This is a genomic window from Halorubrum saccharovorum DSM 1137, from assembly GCF_000337915.1.
In the GTDB taxonomy this organism is placed as follows: domain Archaea; phylum Halobacteriota; class Halobacteria; order Halobacteriales; family Haloferacaceae; genus Halorubrum; species Halorubrum saccharovorum.
The window spans coordinates 45,829-61,975 of the sequence record NZ_AOJE01000005.1 but is presented as its reverse complement, the minus strand read 5'-3'; the positions used below and the strand labels follow the sequence as shown (position 1 = coordinate 61,975).

General features: G+C 70.0%; 20 protein-coding genes. 14 read left to right on the top strand and 6 right to left on the bottom strand.

What is annotated here, in order from left to right; translation table 11 throughout:
• Positions 1-89: 89 nt before the first annotated feature.
• Complete coding sequence (locus C471_RS00325) at positions 90-1,109, bottom strand: PLP-dependent cysteine synthase family protein (protein ID WP_004045720.1); 1,020 nt, start codon at positions 1,107-1,109, stop codon at positions 90-92.
• Positions 1,110-1,259: 150 nt separating this feature from the next.
• Here C471_RS00325 and C471_RS00320 point away from each other — a divergent pair, with 150 nt between their 5' ends.
• The 5 genes from C471_RS00320 to C471_RS17320 all read left to right on the top strand — a co-directional run bounded on the left by C471_RS00320 (position 1,260) and on the right by C471_RS17320 (position 3,279).
• Positions 1,260-1,559, top strand: coding sequence for a sulfurtransferase TusA family protein (locus tag C471_RS00320; protein WP_004045718.1), 300 nt, complete (start codon positions 1,260-1,262; stop codon positions 1,557-1,559).
• Between the two features lie 2 nt (positions 1,560-1,561).
• Positions 1,562-1,897 carry a rhodanese-like domain-containing protein gene (locus C471_RS00315; protein WP_004045716.1) on the top strand — a complete coding sequence of 112 codons (336 nt, stop codon included), beginning with the start codon at positions 1,562-1,564 and terminating at the stop codon, positions 1,895-1,897.
• A 149-nt stretch (positions 1,898-2,046) separates the two neighbouring features.
• The gene (locus tag C471_RS00310; RefSeq protein ID WP_004045714.1) at positions 2,047-2,322 is read left to right on the top strand and encodes a DUF433 domain-containing protein; all 276 of its coding nucleotides are present in this window, start codon (positions 2,047-2,049) and stop codon (positions 2,320-2,322) included.
• Positions 2,319-2,687, top strand: a complete 369-nt coding sequence (locus tag C471_RS00305; protein WP_004045712.1) for a DUF5615 family PIN-like protein — start codon at positions 2,319-2,321, stop codon at positions 2,685-2,687. The genes C471_RS00310 and C471_RS00305 overlap by 4 nt, the downstream gene beginning before the upstream one ends.
• Positions 2,688-2,979: 292 nt before the next feature.
• On the top strand, positions 2,980-3,279 hold the full coding sequence (locus tag C471_RS17320; protein WP_160163117.1) for a hypothetical protein: 300 nt from the start codon (positions 2,980-2,982) through the stop codon (positions 3,277-3,279).
• Between the two features lie 54 nt (positions 3,280-3,333).
• On the opposite strand, the gene C471_RS00295 is transcribed toward C471_RS17320, so the two are convergent.
• The gene (locus C471_RS00295) at positions 3,334-4,542 is read right to left on the bottom strand and encodes a YeeE/YedE family protein (RefSeq protein WP_004045708.1); all 1,209 of its coding nucleotides are present in this window, start codon (positions 4,540-4,542) and stop codon (positions 3,334-3,336) included.
• A gap of 154 nt (positions 4,543-4,696) precedes the next feature.
• On the opposite strand from C471_RS00295, the gene C471_RS00290 reads away from it, so the two are divergent.
• The 4 genes from C471_RS00290 (at position 4,697) to C471_RS00275 (ending at position 8,631) form a co-directional block, all read left to right on the top strand.
• A complete protein-coding gene (locus C471_RS00290; RefSeq protein ID WP_004045706.1) occupies positions 4,697-6,052 on the top strand; it encodes a twin-arginine translocation signal domain-containing protein in 1,356 nt (451 codons plus the stop codon).
• A complete protein-coding gene (locus tag C471_RS00285; protein ID WP_004045704.1) occupies positions 6,049-7,149 on the top strand; it encodes a sulfurtransferase in 1,101 nt (366 codons plus the stop codon). The genes C471_RS00290 and C471_RS00285 overlap by 4 nt, the downstream gene beginning before the upstream one ends.
• A 4-nt stretch (positions 7,150-7,153) precedes the next feature.
• Positions 7,154-8,179, top strand: a complete 1,026-nt coding sequence (locus C471_RS00280) for a YncE family protein (protein WP_004045702.1) — start codon at positions 7,154-7,156, stop codon at positions 8,177-8,179.
• Between the two features lie 68 nt (positions 8,180-8,247).
• Positions 8,248-8,631 (top strand): SaoD/DsrE family protein, encoded by a 384-nt coding sequence (locus C471_RS00275; protein WP_004045700.1) that lies wholly within the window; start codon positions 8,248-8,250, stop codon positions 8,629-8,631.
• Positions 8,632-8,654: 23 nt separating this feature from the next.
• Here C471_RS00275 and cmk read toward each other — a convergent pair whose 3' ends face one another.
• Entirely contained in the window at positions 8,655-9,269 is a 615-nt protein-coding gene (cmk, locus tag C471_RS00270) for a (d)CMP kinase (RefSeq protein ID WP_004045698.1), read from the bottom strand.
• 153 nt (positions 9,270-9,422) lie between these two features.
• Here cmk and C471_RS00265 point away from each other — a divergent pair, with 153 nt between their 5' ends.
• Positions 9,423-12,314, top strand: coding sequence for an ATP-dependent helicase (locus C471_RS00265; protein ID WP_004045696.1), 2,892 nt, complete (start codon positions 9,423-9,425; stop codon positions 12,312-12,314).
• On the opposite strand, the gene C471_RS00260 is transcribed toward C471_RS00265, so the two are convergent.
• Together C471_RS00260 and C471_RS00255 are read right to left on the bottom strand one after the other, a co-directional pair.
• Positions 12,311-12,508 (bottom strand): hypothetical protein, encoded by a 198-nt coding sequence (locus tag C471_RS00260; RefSeq protein ID WP_004045694.1) that lies wholly within the window; start codon positions 12,506-12,508, stop codon positions 12,311-12,313. The two genes, C471_RS00265 and C471_RS00260, sit on opposite strands and share 4 nt — an antisense overlap.
• A 72-nt stretch (positions 12,509-12,580) precedes the next feature.
• Positions 12,581-13,564, bottom strand: a complete 984-nt coding sequence (locus C471_RS00255) for a formyltetrahydrofolate deformylase (RefSeq protein ID WP_004045692.1) — start codon at positions 13,562-13,564, stop codon at positions 12,581-12,583.
• A 180-nt stretch (positions 13,565-13,744) separates the two neighbouring features.
• Here C471_RS00255 and purS point away from each other — a divergent pair, with 180 nt between their 5' ends.
• Positions 13,745-13,996 (top strand): phosphoribosylformylglycinamidine synthase subunit PurS, encoded by a 252-nt coding sequence (gene purS / locus C471_RS00250; protein WP_004045690.1) that lies wholly within the window; start codon positions 13,745-13,747, stop codon positions 13,994-13,996.
• 88 nt (positions 13,997-14,084) lie between these two features.
• Positions 14,085-14,762 (top strand): phosphoribosylformylglycinamidine synthase I, encoded by a 678-nt coding sequence (gene purQ, locus C471_RS00245; protein WP_004045682.1) that lies wholly within the window; start codon positions 14,085-14,087, stop codon positions 14,760-14,762.
• 25 nt (positions 14,763-14,787) lie between these two features.
• Here the strand turns inward: purQ and C471_RS00240 are convergent, their stop codons facing one another.
• Positions 14,788-15,228 carry an SHOCT domain-containing protein gene (locus C471_RS00240; protein WP_004045680.1) on the bottom strand — a complete coding sequence of 147 codons (441 nt, stop codon included), beginning with the start codon at positions 15,226-15,228 and terminating at the stop codon, positions 14,788-14,790.
• Positions 15,229-15,325: 97 nt separating this feature from the next.
• On the opposite strand from C471_RS00240, the gene C471_RS00235 reads away from it, so the two are divergent.
• Together C471_RS00235 and C471_RS00230 are read left to right on the top strand one after the other, a co-directional pair.
• Positions 15,326-15,718 carry a VOC family protein gene (locus tag C471_RS00235; protein ID WP_004045678.1) on the top strand — a complete coding sequence of 131 codons (393 nt, stop codon included), beginning with the start codon at positions 15,326-15,328 and terminating at the stop codon, positions 15,716-15,718.
• Positions 15,719-15,726: 8 nt separating this feature from the next.
• The gene (locus tag C471_RS00230; RefSeq protein ID WP_049908889.1) at positions 15,727-16,035 is read left to right on the top strand and encodes a hypothetical protein; all 309 of its coding nucleotides are present in this window, start codon (positions 15,727-15,729) and stop codon (positions 16,033-16,035) included.
• The last annotated feature ends 112 nt before the right edge of the window (positions 16,036-16,147 follow it).

Here is a 16,147-nt window from a genome sequence, read left to right as displayed (position 1 = left end):
GCAGGCGATTTGACCACGACGGCCAGCGGCGGGCGATTCGACCCCGACGGCGACGCCGGGCAGACACCGGCGGCGACGCGGTCGTTTTCTCAGAGATACTCCTCCCACAGCGGGATGTCCGCGTACTTGTCGCCGCGGTCGCACAGCATGAACACGACCACGTCGTCGTCCGCGATCGCGCCGGCCTCGTCGAGCCCCGCGACCGCCGCCGCGCCGCCGCCCGCGGAGGTGCCGACGACGAACTGGTCGTCGACCCGGAGGTGCTCGCGGATCGTCGCCTCGTCGTGTTGGCCGGGGTCCGCGATCGGGATCTCGCTGTCCAGGTAGCGCTCGCGGAGCGCCCGAGCGCGGTCGTAGGCGTCGGAAGTCGTGACGTACTCCGTCCGGTCGAGGACCGACTCGTCGTACGTGTCGGGGTGGTAGTGGTCGCCCGACTTGAGGTATTTCAGCCCGTCGATGGCGTGGAGCTGCTCGTCCGGCTCGAAGCCGACGATCTCGGCCGCGCCGTCGGTCAGGTCGGTCAGCCCTCGGCCGGTTCCGGTGACCGTCCCGCCCGTGCCGACGCCCGCGACGAAGTGGGTCACCTCGCCGTCGGTCGCCTCGTAGATCTCTCGGGCGGTCGTTCGCTCGTGTGTGCCGGGGTTGTCGGGATTCTCGTACTGGTTCGGCCGGTAGTAGGCGCCTGGATCCGCGTCTATGATCTCCTCGCAGCGCTCGATGACGGCGTCGTAGCCGAGGTTGGCGTCGACGAAGTGGATCTCCGCGCCGGCGTCGCGGACGGCGTCGACCTTCCCGCCCGCGGCGTTGTCCGGCATGACGATCTCCACGTCGTAGCCGCGGGCGTTCGCGAGGCGCGCGACCTCGCTGCCGGTGTTGCCCGAGGTGGGCTCGATCACGGTGACGCCGGGGTCGAGGTCGCCGCGCTCCTCGGCGCCGTCTAACATTCCCTTCGCGATCCGCGACTTGACCGAGCCGCCGCCGTGCGGGGCGTCGTAGAGGTTGAACCACTCGGCTTTCGCGTACACGTCCGCGTCGGACTCGATGTCGAGATCGAGCTCCAGAAGCGGCGTCTCGAAGATCGCCGACTCGTCGACGACGTATTCGCTCATGGGTCCCGTAGATCGCTCCCCGATAAGAGTCCGACGGAAACGGCGTTCTCGACGGTCACCGCGGTCGTACGCGGCGATCATCCGTCAGAGATACGGGAGAAGCCTGCCGGTCACGAAAGGGGTTACCGGGGCAGACGCGTACGACTCGCCATGAGTCAACCATCGTGGGACGACGTCGTCGAGATGCCCGACGAGCTCGACGACGCGACCGCCGAGTCGCTCTTGGACGACGCGACCGAGGTACAGGACATGACCGGCGAGGTCTGTCCGTACCCGCAGGTCGAGGCGAAGAAGGCCATCGCGGGGCTCGACGCCGGCGACGTGCTGGTCCAGAAGACCGACCACGTCCCGAGCACGGAGAACGTCCCGAAGGCGGTCGGCGACGACGCGACCGCCAAGGTGTGGAAGTCGGGCGACGGTCGCTACCGGATCTTCATGCGGAAGGAGTAATCATGGTCGAGGAACTCACCCCCGAGGAAGTCAACGAGCGAGTCCAGAAGGGCGACGTCCGCGTCATCGACACGCGCCCGCCGGCGGAGTACGAGCGGGGCCACATCCCCGGCGCGATCAACGTCCCGCTGGGCGATCTCCCCTCCCGCGTCCCCGACATCGACTGGGACGACACCGACGTGGTCTGCGCGTGTCCGGTCGGCCAGTCGTCGAAGCAGGCCGCAATGTTAATCCAGAGCTACGAGGGCGTCGAGGACGGCGTGCTCGTCGCCAGCATGTCCGGCGGCTACGAGGAGTGGGACTTCGACCTGGAGACCGGCGCGGCGGCGGACGCCTGAGCGACGGTCGGCGACCCTTTTAAGCGGTTTTACCGCCCCAAGCGGCCTTAATAGTCCTCGACACGGGCAGTGGGTATCGTCGATCGGGACCCGTTGCGACGGGCCGTCAGCCGGAAAAATATAACCGATGAGGGAACTAACCTGACCGTATGAGTATCATCCGCGACGACGACGTACTTGGCGGCGAACCCCGAATCGACGGAACGCGGGTCGGCGTGCGCCACGTCGCCGCGCGGGTGATCGGTGGCGGACAGTCCCCCGCTCAGGTCGCGGATCAGTTCGACGTGTCCCTCGCAGAGGTGTACGAGTCCCTCTCTCACTATTACGCTCACATCGAAGAGATGCGGGAACTCGAACAGGAGAACGAGGCGGCGTTCGAGCGTCTCCGAGAATCGTCGCTGAAGCCGAAAGAGACCGTGCAGTGACGGGGCCTCAGATCCTCCTCGACGAACACGTCGGTCGCGTCTTCGAACGGACACTCCGAGAACGCGGGTACGACATCGAGCAGGCGAAAGACAGGTTCGGTGAACGTACAACCGACGCCGAACTGGTCTCGTGGTGCGGCGAGTCCGGCACGGTCCTGCTGACGAACAACGCGAAGGATTTCGAGTCGCTACACGACGAACACGACCACGCGGGGATCTTACTCTACCACGACCAGAAGCTCCCCGACGCTGATCCGGAGGGACTCGCTCGAACGGTCGACGAGGTGTTCTCCCAGTACGGGTCAGAGGGGGTCGAAAACCACCTCGTCGATCTCGGTGAGTGGTACGAATGGCTCCACGAGTGATCTCCTGCCTTCAACGATGAGACGGAGAACAGTTCTAGCGATCGTCGGCTCTGGATCGGCGCTCACGGCTATTTCGGGGTGTCTCGGCGGCTCCAAGGGAAACGTTAGACCAGAGGCGAACCCGGACGACGTTCCGACGGAGTTCGCGTGCGATGACGACGCGCTCGAACGATATCCCACTGGGTACGAATCGGCAAATCTGCGGTGGGGCGACGCGGGGAGCGCCTCGCTACGGGTGGACGCTCTCTCGTACGAATACGGTGATACGACCGAAATCACACTGACGGCGCCCGTGAGGGGCAACGCGGACAAGTGGAACGTCGAGATATACACGGAACAGGGGTGGACCGAAGTGCGCGCCGCCGAGGAGGGCCGTCCCTTGAGCAACACCGACGAGGATGTCGAGGGCGGACACACGTGGCATCTTGAACTGACCGAGGCCGGAATCGTCGAGGCGAGCCGGCATCCGGATCGGGTTCGGGTCTGTCCGGATCTCGTTTCGGGGCGGTACCGGTTCGTCTACCACGGCCTGATCGACGGAGAAACCGGAGAAGTCAGGTCCGTATCCGTCGCCTTCGACGTCGAGGTCTGACGAAGGCTCGCGGCGGTTCGAGACGGCCCCACGAATCCGATACTGCTGTATGCCTCAGATCGCGCAGCCGACCTCCCGGTACATGTAGTGGGTCATCACGTAGACGCCGAGGATGATCCCCGCGCCGGCGATGAAGGAGTGGACCGACAGCAGCGCGACGCCGGAGAAGAGGTTCGCGATGTTGCAGCCGGCGGCGAGCCGCGAGCCGACGCCCATCAGGAGGCCCCCCGCGGCGTAGTTCGGCACCCGATTCAGCTTCGGCTTGCGGATCCGGAAGTCGCCGGAGGCGTACGCGGCGACGAAGGAGCCGACGATCAGCGACGCGATCATCACCATGTCGATGGTCAGCGAGATGTTGCCGTCGCGGAACAGGATCGAGCCCCAGTACTCGACGCTGGCCACGTCGAAGCCGGCGCCCGCCAGCAGGTAGCCCGCCCAGCGCGCCTCGCTGCCGGTGATCGCCCAGTGGCCGTGGACGTAGAACCAGAGGCTCGCGACGAGCGCCATCGCCACGCCCGCGGTCCGCGCGTCCCACGAGTCGCGGAGTCGGACTTTCAGCGGGCGGTCGTCGTCGCGCAGCGCGCGGACGTACGCGACCGTGCCGTCGGCGATGCCGCGCAGGCCGACCGAGACGGCCGAGAGCGTTCGGGAGGCGCCGACCGCCGCCTGCGCGCGGGTGTCGGCGCCCACGCCGGCCCCGCCGGAGGGGTCGTCGGGGAGCTGGCTCTTCCCCTTCACGAACGCGTACGCGACGGTACCGAGCGACACCGCCAACACCCCCGTCACGGCGGGCGAGAACGGTAAGGAGAGGTACAGCGTCTGCCCCTCGAACGGGTTCAGCGTCGCGAAGTAGTACGTCTCGGCGACGGGGAACGCGAACGCGAAGAGGACGTAGCCGACGAACATGAAGAGGAGGACGAGCCAGAACTGGAGGTACCCCTGTCCGGCGCGGTAGAGGGTGCCGGAGGCGCAGCCGCCGGCGAGCGTCATGCCGAGCCCGAAGACGAACCCGCCGAACAGCGAGCCGAGCCCCCACGCGGGCGTCCAGAAGCCGCGGAAGTAGCCAAACGTGGCCTGCACGCTCCAAAACACGGTCATCACGGCGATCCCCGCGAGCAGCCCCTTCAGCACGCGGGTGTCTTTGAACGCGACGAAGTCGCGGAAGGCGCTGACGAAGCAGAACCGCGCCTTCTGTAGCAGGATCCCGAACGACAACCCGACCGCGATAGAGACGCCGACGTAGGCGACGGGCGACAGCAACATTACCGGAACACACGCTCCCGCACGTAAAGCGTCGCTGGAGACGGTAACGGCTCCCTCGGATCGGAGGAAAAAGCAATAGTTGCCGATACGTGACACACGGGGCAACGAACGGGGCGTCCGGGGAGCCTTTAGCCGTGAGACGCGTCGCTGGGGTATGAGCGACGACTGCGGCTGCGGGACGACCGACCCGGCTTCGGGTCCCTCGGAGGGGGACGCGCCCCCGCGCCCCGCGAAGGGGAGCGACCTGGCGAACGACGACCGCCGGAACCCCTTCGCGGAGGGGATCGACCGGCGTCGGCTGCTCCGAACGTCCGGCGCCGTCGGGGCGACGGCCGCGCTCGCGGGCTGTTCCGGCGGGGGAGGCGGGGGCGGCGACGACCCCGCGCCGACGATGTTCGTGTTCAACAACGGGGACCGGACCGTCAGTGTCATCGACGCCGAGTCCGACGAGCTGCTCACCTCCGCGTTCCTCGGGACGACCGCCTCGTTCCCGGCCAACCAGTACTCCACCGGGACCGACGCCGACCACGACGTGCTCTGGCTCAACGTCTCCGGCGGCGTCCGCGGCATCGACCAGCGCACGTTAGAGGAGGTCGCCTTCGTCGAGACCGGCTACGGCCCGAACTACCCGAACGTCACGCCCGACGGTGATCACCTGCTGATCGCGTCGGGCGGCACCACCGGGATGGCGCCCGAGGGCGACGAGAACCACGCGATCTTCCGCGTCGACGCCGACCGCGACAGCGAGGCGTTCGGCGAGGTGACCGCGGAGATCGAGACGGGCTACGTCGGCCCCTGCGACATGACGCTCGGGCCCGACGGCGACTACGCGTTCGTCGTCGACGTGGCCGACGAGGCGATCCGCGTGCTGAGCGTCGACCCGTTCGAGACGGTCGCCCGCGTCGACGCGGGCGAGCCGGTCACCGAGGGGAACGTCCTCCCGTTCATGTGTACCGCCGCGTTCGACGGGGAGTACCTCCTCGTCGAGAACGGGGAGGGGACGCTCGGCGGCGAGCCCGAGGTTCCCCGCGAGGGCTCCGAGAGCCTCTGGGACATTTCCGACCCGGAGAGCCCCGAGGAGATTGGGAAGATCACCCGCGACGACGGGCTCCCGGGCGCGCCGATCACGAGCGAGGTGTCCCCGGACAACGAGGCCGCGTACCTCCTCATCCCCGGCGAGGGCGTCGGCGTGATCGATCTGGAGAGCTTCGAGTACGAGACGACGCTGGACGTGGGGGGAAGCGCCATCTCCGCCTCGTGGGGGCCGACCCGCGAGAAGTTGTACGTCCCCGTACAGGACGCCAACCAGGTCGCCGTGATCGACCACGCGAGCCGCGAGGTCGTCGAGACGATCGGGGTGGGCGAGGCGCCCACGGGGGCCGCCGGCGGGACCGTCCGCCCGGAGGGCGACGCCGTCGCGAGGGTACAGGCGTCGCTCGCCTCGCTCGGGGTCACGTTCGGCGAGATGGAGGCGTCGTGGTGTATGGACGACCACTGCTACTGCGGATGACACGAGAACGTTCGACAGACGACGGCGAGGCCGGAGACGACTCCGACGCCTCTGGCGCCTCGGAGAACGCGACTCGCCGCGGCCTCCTGCGCGCGGCGGCCGGTGCGACCGTCGCGGGCGCGGCGAGCACGGCGGGCTGTCTCGGCGTGACGACCCCCGCCGACGTGGCGGCGCGGAGCGAGGTGTCGGGGAACGTCGGCCACTTCGTCGGGCCGAGCTGGCTCGCCGACAACCGCGAGGACACGGTCGTTCTCGACGCACGCGACGCGGATCGGTTCCGCGAGGAGCGCGTCTACCGCGCCCGACGCGTCCCCTTCGACGCGATCACGGCCCGCGAGTCGACCGAGGCGGGCGACGCGCCCGACACCGACGCGATCGCGACCGCGTTCGGCGAGATCGGCGTGAGCCCGGAGGACGACGTGCTCGTCTACGGCGCGAGCGTCGGCTCCCGGGTCACCCGCGTCGCGTTCGCGCTCGCCGCGGTCGGCCACGAGGGGGAGATTCGGGTCCTCAACGGCGGGCTCTCGGCCTGGAACGGCCGCCTCGGGACGGGGTCGCGGGACGGTGTCTCGTCGACCGACTACGAGCCGGACCCCGCGTCGTCGACGTGGGTCACCCGCGAGTGGCTCGCCGACCGGGTCGGGACGTTCAACGGGGACGGCCCCGGGCTGGTGGACGTGCGCGTGCCCGAGGCGTACCTCGCCGCCGCGGGCTCCGACGCACTGAACGACGACCACGACCGGCACGGGCACCTCCCCGGCGCGGTCGACGTCCACTGGGTCGGGAACGTCGCGGGGCGGCAGATGACGGAGCCGGGACGGCTCGTCCGGCTGTACGAGGTCGAGGCCGAACTCGACCGAGGCGGGACCGTCGTCGTCTACGGCGACGACAACGTGGACCCGACCTCGACGTGGCTGACGCTGAAGGCGATCGGGTTCGAGGACGTGCGGCTCTACGACGGCGGCTTCGGCGAGTGGGCGAACGTCGATAGCGACCGCGGGCGGTACCCCGTCGAGACGGCGACGAACGTCGTGATCGAGACGGAGGGGAGCGTCGGCGGCGACGACGACGGCGGCGACTTCTCCTGTACGGGATGAGCTCATGACCGCGGACGGCCACGGGAGCGGCGCCGGCACGTCCGCCGACCGCGTCCTCGCGGTCCCCTGCGAGGGGGACGACCTCTTGGCGCTGTTCGCGCTCGATACGGGAGCGCGGCTCGGCGAGGTCCCGGTCGGGAGCCACCCGGTCCACGCGACGACCTGTCGCGGGCGGACCGTCGTCGCGACCATGGGCGAGCGGGCCGTCACCGCGGTCGACCCGGACGGCGAGGTGACTCGGATCGAGACCGGCGTGTTGGGACCGTCCCATTTCGCGACCGCGAACGGGGAGCTGTACGTCTCCTGTTCCGCCGGCGACGCGCTCGCCGTCATCGACCCCGAGGGCCTGACGCTCGTCGACCGCGTCGCCGTCGGCGCGGAGCCGCACGAGATCGCGGTCGCTCCCGACGGCGACCGGCTCTACTCCGGGAGCCGCCGCGAGGGCGTCGTCGACGTCGTCGACACCGAGCGCCGCGAGCGGATCGGCGCGATCGACGCCGGGCCGGGCGTCCGCGTCCAGGGCGTCGCGCTCTCGCCGGACGGGGACCGCGGGTACGCGGTCGACCAGCGCGGCGCCCGCGTGATCGCCTTCGATCCCGGCGGCGATGTCGGGGGAGACGCCGCCTCAGCCGAGCCGGTCCACACGGAAGCCGCGGTCGGCGCCGATCCCTACGACCTCGTCGCGACCGAGGACCGCGTATTCGTTCCCGGCCGCGGCGACGGCGTCGTCCACGAGCTCGGCCGGAACCTGGAGCCGATCGTGGTCCACGAGGGGTTCTCCCGGCCCGTCGAGCTCTTCGAAATCGCCGGCGATTGGTGGGTGCTCGACGCCGGTGCCGCCCGGCTCCGATCGCTCGACGGGGCGGTCGTCGAGACGCCGGCGCCCGGGCTGGTCGCGACTCCCGTCGGCGGCGGGCGGCTCGCCGTCTCGCACTACGACGACGACCGGGTGTCCCTCGTCGACGTCGAGTCGGGGACCGTCTGGACGGCTGACACGCCGGCGTACCCGTTCGGATCGGTCGTGGTCTGACTGTCACCGATGGCGGGGAAAGCCGCCGGAGTCGCGCGAGCCATTCCCCCGCTCGCCGTGGTCGATCTATGAAGGTAGCGTACGTCTTCGCGACGGCCGGACAGACCATCGACTACGTGCTTGGAGACATGATCCTCCCGCAGTTGGAGGCCGAGGCCCACGGCGTCGACGTGGTCGGAATGTTCTTCTTCCACGACAACACCTACGCGCTCCGCGAGGACGACCCGCTGGGACAGCGGCTCGCGGACGTGGCCGCCGAGCAGGAGATCCTCCTCATGCTGTGCGACCAGTGCGCGACCCGCCGCGGGCTCGCGGAGTTCGATCACACCGACGAGCACGGTCGCGACCACTACGAGCCGACGGACACGGTCGAGGGCGCGACGGTCGGCTGCTTCCCGGACCTCTACGCGGCGCTCGGCGAGGTCGGCGTCGACCACGTGATCACGCTGTAGCCCGCCTGGACCCGCGAGCCGCCTCAGATATCGAAGTCGGGCGTGTCGAACGCCCCCTCGTCGGCCTCCACGTCGTACCCCTCGATCGCCGTGAGCGCCAGGTCTAGCGTCGCCTCGGCGTCCCAGCGCCCGGTGTTGATCGCCAGGTCGTAGATCGAGCGGTCGGACAGGTCGATCCCGTAGTACGACTGGTAGCGCTGCTCTTCGATCACCTCGCGGACCTGCATCTCCGAGGTCATCTCCTCGCGGTCGAGGGTGCGGTCGGCGCGCACCTCGTCGGGGGCGTCGAGCCAGATCCGGATGTCGGCGCGGTTGCCGGCGATCCAGCCGGCGAGCCGCGATTCGAGGACGAACGCCTTGTTCGCGGCCCCCCACTTCTCGGCGATACGGCGGAGTCGCTTGTCGAGCGCGCGGTCGATCTCCTCGGACTCGCCGGCCTTCGCGATCAGCTGTGAGAGGCTCATGTCGCGCTCGGCGGCGATCTCGCGGAACAGCTCGCCGCCGGAGACGTAGCCGCAGTCGAGCGCGTCCGCGATCCCTTCCACCAGCGTCGTCGCGCCGCAGCCCGGCGGCCCCGAGACGGTGATGAAGAGGTTCCGGTCGATCTCCCGTTCCGCCGTCGCCGAGGTTCCACTCATACGTGCGCCGCCACGGGCGGATCGCGGATAAACGGGCCGGTTCGCGCGAGATCGAGTCGACCCGCGCGAGATCGAGTCGACCCGCGCGGCCGCCCGGCGACGCGGACCGCTCCCGACGCAACCGCTTTCCGGCGCCGCGCCCAGAGGCCGACAGTGAGCGAACGCAGGGACGCCGCCCCGAACGCGAGCGCGGACGCGACCGAGCGGTCCGCCTCCGCGCGAGCGCTCCTCCGAGAGGCGCTCGCGGACGACGACGCGCCCGCCGTCGAGTTCGACCCGGAGACGATCCCGCTCCCCGACGCCGACGTGCTCGACCGGCTCTCCCCGCCGGCTCGGCGCTGGTGGGTCTCGGAGTTCGCGGCGCACGTCGGGGAGAACGGCGGCCTGTTCACCCCGCCGCAGCGCGGGGCGATCCCCCGCGTCGACGACGGGGAGAACTGCCTCGTCGCCGCGCCGACGGGCAGCGGGAAGACGCTCGCCGCCTTCACCGCGGTCCTCGACGACCTCTTCGCGCGGGAGCGGGCCGGCGATCTGGACAACTCCGTCTACTGCCTGTACGTCTCCCCGTTGAAGTCGCTCGCGAACGACATCGATCGGAACCTGGAAGCGCCGCTCGCGGGGATCGCGGCGGAGATGCGGTCCGAAGGCGGACGAGGCGACGTGGACGAAGAGGGCGACGTGGACGAAGAGGGCGACGTGGACGAAGAGGGCGACGGGGAGACCGCCCCCGACCCCGGCGTCCGCCAGGCGATCCGGCACGGCGACACGAGCGAGGCCGACCGGCGGGCGATGCTCGAGGAGGCACCGCACGTGCTCAACACCACGCCGGAGACGCTGGCGATCCTCCTCAACGCCCCGCGGTTCAGGGAGAAGCTCCGCACCGTCGAGTACGTCGTCGTCGACGAGATCCACGCGCTGGCGGACAACAAGCGCGGGACGCATCTCTCGGCCTCGCTGGAGCGTCTGACGGAGATCTCCGACGGCTCCCCGACGCGGATCGGCTGTTCCGCGACGGTCGAACCGCTGGACGAGGTCGCCGACTTCCTCGTCGGCCGGGAGCGCGTCGCCGGCGAGGTGGGTGACGCGGAGGGGTTCGCCCCGCGCGACTGCGAGGTCGTGGACGCCCGCTTCGGGCGCGAGTTCGACCTGCGGCTCCGGACGCCGGCCGCCGACCTCGTTCACGCGGACGATTCGGTGGTCACGGACAGGTTCTACGACGCGCTCGACGAGCTGATCGAGAGCCACGAGAACACGCTGGTGTTCGCGAACTCGCGGTCGGGCGCCGAGCGCACCCTCCGGGAGCTCCGCGAGCGGTTCGACTACGACGAGTCGGACTCGGGCTGTCACCACGGGAGCCTCGGCGAGGGCCGGCGCGCCCGGATCGAGGAGGGGCTGAAGGGAGGCACGCTGGACGTGGTGACCACCTCGACGAGCCTCGAACTCGGCATCGACATGCCCCACCTCGATCTGGTGGTGCAGGTGGGGTCGCCGAAGTCGGTCGCGGCGCTGCTCCAGCGCGTCGGGCGGGCGGGCCACAGCCCCGGCGAGACCGTCGAGGGGCGGGTGTTCGCGCTCGACCGCGACGAGCTGGTCGAGTGCGCGGCGATGCTCGCCCGCGCCGAGTCGGGGTTCGTCGACGGCGTCTCGATCCCGGAGGGCGCGGCCGACGTGGCCGCTCAACACGTCTACGGGATGGCGATCAACCGAGTCCGCCCCGACCGGGAGATTCGGGAGGTCCTCCGGCGCGCGCACCCCTACCGCGAGTTCGGAACCGACGCCTACGAGCGGCTCATGCGGTACCTCACCGGCGACCACGAGGGGCTCGCGGAGCGGAACGTCTACCCGAAGGTGTGGCGCGACGCCAACGACCCGCCGGACGGCGAGCACCACCGCGAGGAGCACCCGGTCGGCGAGACGCTCGTCGGGAAGCGCGGGCGGCTCGCGCGGGTGATCTACATGACGAACGTCGGGACCATTCCGGACTCGTTCGGCTGCGACGTGGTCACCCGCGACGGCGACGCCGTCGGGACGCTCGACGAGAACTACCTCGACACGCTCGCGCCGGGCGACGTGTTCGCGCTGGGCGGCGAGCGGTTCGCGTTCCGCTACCGCCGCGGCTCGAAGGTGTACGTCGACCGGACCGACGAGCGCCCGACGGTCCCCACGTGGTACGCCGAGCGGCTCCCGCTGTCGGCCGACCTCGCGGCGGAGGTGCTCGCGTTTCAGGCCGACCTGCTCGACCGGCTGAAACGCGGCGGTCCCCCCGCGGTCCGCGCGTGGCTTCGGGAGCTCCCGATCGACGGGAACTCGGTGCGAGCGATCACCCGCATGTACGACGAACAGGTCGCGTACGCGGGCGTCGAGAGCGTGTCGACTCCGTCGCGGCTCGCCGTCGAAGAGGTGCTCGACCGCGACGCGTACAAGCGGCGGTTCCACGTCCACGCGACGTACGGTCGGCGGTTCAACGAGGGGCTCTCGCGGCTGGTCGCCGCCGAGTGCAGGGCCCGCACCGACGCCGAGCCGACGGTCGCGGTCGCCGACCGGGGGTTCAGTCTCGCGCTCCCGCTGAACCGGAAGGTCGACGTGGCCGGGATTCTCCGCGATCTTGACCCCGAGACGGTGCGAGAGGACCTCAGAGCCGCGCTGCGGGGGACCGATCTCCTCCAGCGCTACTTCCGGATCGACGCGACGCGCTCGCTCATGATCCTCAAGCGGTACAAGGGCCACGAGAAGTCGGCCGCCGAACAGCAGGTGTCCGCGGAGACGCTGCTCTCGCTCGCCGAGGGGCTCGACGACTTCGCGGTGATCGAGGAGACGTACCGCGAACTCTTAGACGACCGGCTCGACGCGCCCCGGATCCGCGCGGTCGCCGAGCGGATCGCCGGCGGGGACCTCGCGGTGGTCGATCGGACGGTCGACTCGCCGACCCCCCTCGCGTTCGGGCTCGCGACGCTCGTCGACTCGGACGCGGTGCTCGCGGGCGACGAGTCCGCGGCGCTCCGCGAGTTCCACGACCGGGTGCGGACGGCGATAGACGATTCTTAAGCGCTCCCCGGCCGCGGCAGCTCCGGCGGGAGCACGTCCGGAAGCCAGTCGAGGAGGGACACGGTGTAGTGCAGGAACACGGCGAGCGCGACGACCGACAGGAGGACCAGGAAGAGCAGGATAAGCCGCTCGTCGCTGCGCACGACCGCGCAGGCGTCGGCGACGAACCGGTGGGGGGACCGCTGCGGTCGCATTGGCGAGGATACGCCTCGCGGGGAGTTAAAAAGGCGGGGCGCTCCCCGTCGCAGCGCCCGATACGACCCGGATCAGTCGCTCCCGGCGGTCGGCGCCTCCGAGCGAGACAGGGGCTCGCCGTCGACCGGCTCGTCCGGGTTCGCGCCGATCGCGGCCTCGCTGAGCCCCAGTTGAGCGTCGACGTCGGCGTCCTCGCGCACGTGGACCGTGCCGCGGTGGATCGCGATCGCGTCCGCGAGGTGGAGCCGGACCGCGTCGAGCAGCACGTCGGCCTCGAGGGGTTGCCCGCGGCGCTTGATCTCGTCGACGCCGGCGCCCGCGGGGATGTCGAACGCGCGCTGGGCGATCACGGGCCCCTGATCGAGGTCGGTGGTCACGTAGTGGGCGGTGACGCCGGCGACGCGGACGCCCGCGTCCTTCGCCTGCCGGTACGCCTCCGCGCCGGGGAACGCTGGAAGCAGGGAGGGGTGGACGTTGATGATCCGACCCTCGTAGCGGAAGACGACCTCGGGCGAGAGGATGCGCATGTAGCGGGCCAAGGCGATCAGGTCCACGTCGTACTCGGCCAGCAGGTCGAGCAGGCGCTCCTCGTCGGTGTTGCCGTTTCCGTCGCCCACGTCGTAGAACGGCTTGTCGTAGCGCTCCGCGAGCGACCGGAGGTCGCCCCGGTTGCCGATGACGACCGGGATATCGGCGTCCTCGCCGTCGTCGGCCAAGTCGCCGTTGGCCTCGGCCTCCAAGAGGGCCTCGGGCGCGTGCGTCTCCTTGGTGACGAGAAGCGCGATCCGGCGGGCGTCGCGGTCGCTCGGGAACCGCACCTGGATGTCCACGTCGAGCTCGCGACCGAGCTCGGCGAGCGCGCGCCGGAGCTCGCCCCGAGAGGTCTCCATCTCGGAGGCGTCCACGCGGGTCGTCATCCGGAAGACGCCCTCGCGGACCGCCTGGTCGAGGTCCTCGATGTTGATTCCCCGCTCGAACAGCAGGGAGGTGACCCGCGCGATGAGTCCGGTCTTGTCTCCTCCGACGACCGTGATTTCGGTCAGTTCGCGGGTCATGCGACGATCACCTCCGCGGGTTCGAGCGGCTGCATACACCCCATCGAAGGCGCGGAGGGGTTTGCCCCTTTCGCTCCGCGCCGTCCCTGCCGCTCACACGATCGACCGGTGTATATCCACGAACGTGGATATAAAAGTCGTTCCAAAACGGTTTTTACACACGACTTCGCACTACCGGACATGACGGCATACACCGCGACGGTGACGGTCCGCCTGAAGCGGGGCGTCCTCGACCCGGAGGCCGAGACGACCCAGCAGGCCCTCGAACGCCTCGGGTTCGAGCTGTCGGACCTCCGGTCGGCCGATCGGTTCGAGGTCGACCTCGACGCCGCCGACGCCGACGAGGCGGCCGACCGCGCCGACGAGATGGCCGAGCGGCTGCTCGCGAACCCGACGATCCACGACTACGAGGTCGCGGTCGCGGAGCGATGACGGTCGCCGTCGTCGAGACGACGCCGATCGTCACCGGTGCGACGGGGGCCTCCGCCACCGTCGCGGCCGCCCACGCGAGGTGGTCGGCGTGACGGTCGCCGTCGTCCAGTTCGGCGGCTCGAACTGCGACCGCGACGCGGTCCGCGCGCTCGACCACCTCGGCGTCGACGCCGAGCGCGTCTGGCACGAGGACGGGCTCCCGGCCGACATCGAGGGGATCGTCCTCCCCGGCGGGTTCTCCTACGGCGACTACCTCCGCGCCGGTGCGATGGCCGCCCGCGCTCCGATCATGGCGGAGGTCCGGGCCGCGGCCGAGGAGGGCGTCCCCGTGATCGGCGTCTGCAACGGCGCCCAGATCGGCTCCGAGTCCGGGCTCACCCCCGGCGCGTTCACCACTAACGCCTCCGCGCGCTTCCAGTGCGAGCCGGTCCACCTGCGCGTCGAGCGCGCGGACACGCCGTGGACCGCCGCCTACGACGAGGGCGACGTGATCGAGGTCCCCATCGCGCACGGCGAGGGGCGCTTCGAGATAAGCGAGGCGGCCCACGCCGACCTCGTCGCCGACGACCGCGTGCTCTTCCGCTACTGCGACGCCGACGGAAACGTCACCGACGCGGCCAACCCCAACGGCTCCACCGACAACGTCGCCGGCGTCCTCGGCGAGCGCGAGACGGTCGCCGTCCTGATGCCCCACCCCGAGCGCGCAACGCTCCCGGACCTCGGCCGGAGCACGGACGGCGCGGGGATCCTCGACGCGTTCGCCTGACTGGTCGCACCCCGATCGCGGTTCGTTACCGCTCTCGCAGGGGCGCCGAGCGCTCCGTCCCGTTGCGTTCCTCGTCCCCGTCGAGCGCCTTGTCGGCGAATTCGCGATCCAGCGCCCGCTCGAACTCCTCCTCTGTGAGTTCCCCCTCGGTGTACCGCCGCTGGAGTCGGGCGATCGGATCGGACTCTTCCGAATCGTCGGTTGGGGCGTCGTCGCTTGCGCTCGCGACTGCACGGACTCCGGCGTAGCCGAACGCGAGGAGGGCCGTGAACGCGAGGAGCACGAGCGGGTACAGGACGACCGGGAACCCCGGTCCGCCCATCATCCCGCCGCCGCCCATCGTGCCCATGCCGCCGGACGCGGTCGAGGCCGGGAGGCCGATCACGAGCGCGAGGAACGCGACGCCTCCGAGCGCGACGAGCCCGATACCGGCGGCGACGCGTGTGGCCCGATCAAAATTGGTCATGTGGAGTGTATCCACTGCTACGCATATATCTCACACGACCGATCTCAGACCCGAAGATCCCCATTGACTTTTGCGCTTCGGCTCCGAACCGCGTTCCATGCAAGCGCGCCACATCGACCACGTCAACCTCCGGATCCCCGCCGACGGCGTCGGCGACGCCCGGGAGTTCTACGGCGAGCGGCTCGGGTTCGGGATCGAGGACGCGCTGTACGCGGCCGGGGAGAAGCCCTTCTTCGACGTGCGGCTGTCGACGACGGCGGTCGTCCACCTGTGGCCGACCGACGAGTTCGAGCCGCCGACCGCGACGAACTACGACCACGTCGCCGTCGTCGTCGAGGGGTCGGCCGACCAGATCGAGGCCGAACTGGACGCGGCGGGCGTCGAGATCGAGAAGTCGCTCGACGAGCCGCTCGGTGCGGTCGGCGAGTCGCCCGCGGTGTACGTCCGCGACCCGTTCGGGTACCGGATCGAGCTCAAAGCGCGGGTTTGAGCGCATCTATGCTTGAAACACAAAATGACACAGAACAGGCCCTGTTGTTCCTCGATCGGAACGACGACCGCGCGTGGAAGGCGGCGACGATCGCCGAGCGACTCGGGCTGGAGACGGACGCCGTCAGCGCGATCCTCTCCCGACCGAAGGAACGAGATCTCGTGCGTCACAAGAGCCCGTACTGGGCGATCACGGACGATACGGACCGGCTCCGAGCCGCGTACCGGTTCCACCGACACCACGAGGGTGCAGACGAACAGTACGGAGAGGAACGCCTCGAAGAGCTACGGACCGACGAGATGGAACAGGTCCAGTGACTGCGTTCGAGGAGTTAGAACGCGGTGACATCTCCTTCGACGGCGAGTGGTAGCCTTCACCCCGAACCGGTTCGCCACACGGAGCAACCCTCGCCCCGTTGCGGCCGTTTAA

Bases quoted from the DNA above. Each gene is read 5' to 3' on its own strand.
- C471_RS00240 (WP_004045680.1), bottom strand. From the start codon at position 15,228: ATGACCAATTTTGATCGGGCCACACGCGTCGCCGCCGGTATCGGGCTC.
- C471_RS00230 (WP_049908889.1), top strand. From the start codon at position 15,727: ATGCTTGAAACACAAAATGACACAGAACAGGCCCTGTTGTTCCTCGAT.
- C471_RS00285 (WP_004045704.1), top strand. From the start codon at position 6,049: ATGACACGAGAACGTTCGACAGACGACGGCGAGGCCGGAGACGACTCC.
- C471_RS00255 (WP_004045692.1), bottom strand. From the start codon at position 13,564: ATGACCCGCGAACTGACCGAAATCACGGTCGTCGGAGGAGACAAGACC.
- C471_RS00275 (WP_004045700.1), top strand. From the start codon at position 8,248: ATGAAGGTAGCGTACGTCTTCGCGACGGCCGGACAGACCATCGACTAC.
- C471_RS00295 (WP_004045708.1), bottom strand. From the start codon at position 4,542: ATGTTGCTGTCGCCCGTCGCCTACGTCGGCGTCTCTATCGCGGTCGGG.
- cmk (WP_004045698.1), bottom strand. From the start codon at position 9,269: ATGAGTGGAACCTCGGCGACGGCGGAACGGGAGATCGACCGGAACCTC.
- C471_RS00310 (WP_004045714.1), top strand. From the start codon at position 2,047: ATGAGTATCATCCGCGACGACGACGTACTTGGCGGCGAACCCCGAATC.
- C471_RS00325 (WP_004045720.1), bottom strand. From the start codon at position 1,109: ATGAGCGAATACGTCGTCGACGAGTCGGCGATCTTCGAGACGCCGCTT.
- C471_RS00235 (WP_004045678.1), top strand. From the start codon at position 15,326: ATGCAAGCGCGCCACATCGACCACGTCAACCTCCGGATCCCCGCCGAC.
- purS (WP_004045690.1), top strand. From the start codon at position 13,745: ATGACGGCATACACCGCGACGGTGACGGTCCGCCTGAAGCGGGGCGTC.
- C471_RS00290 (WP_004045706.1), top strand. From the start codon at position 4,697: ATGAGCGACGACTGCGGCTGCGGGACGACCGACCCGGCTTCGGGTCCC.
- C471_RS00320 (WP_004045718.1), top strand. From the start codon at position 1,260: ATGAGTCAACCATCGTGGGACGACGTCGTCGAGATGCCCGACGAGCTC.
- C471_RS00280 (WP_004045702.1), top strand. From the start codon at position 7,154: ATGACCGCGGACGGCCACGGGAGCGGCGCCGGCACGTCCGCCGACCGC.
- C471_RS00260 (WP_004045694.1), bottom strand. From the start codon at position 12,508: ATGCGACCGCAGCGGTCCCCCCACCGGTTCGTCGCCGACGCCTGCGCG.
- C471_RS00315 (WP_004045716.1), top strand. From the start codon at position 1,562: ATGGTCGAGGAACTCACCCCCGAGGAAGTCAACGAGCGAGTCCAGAAG.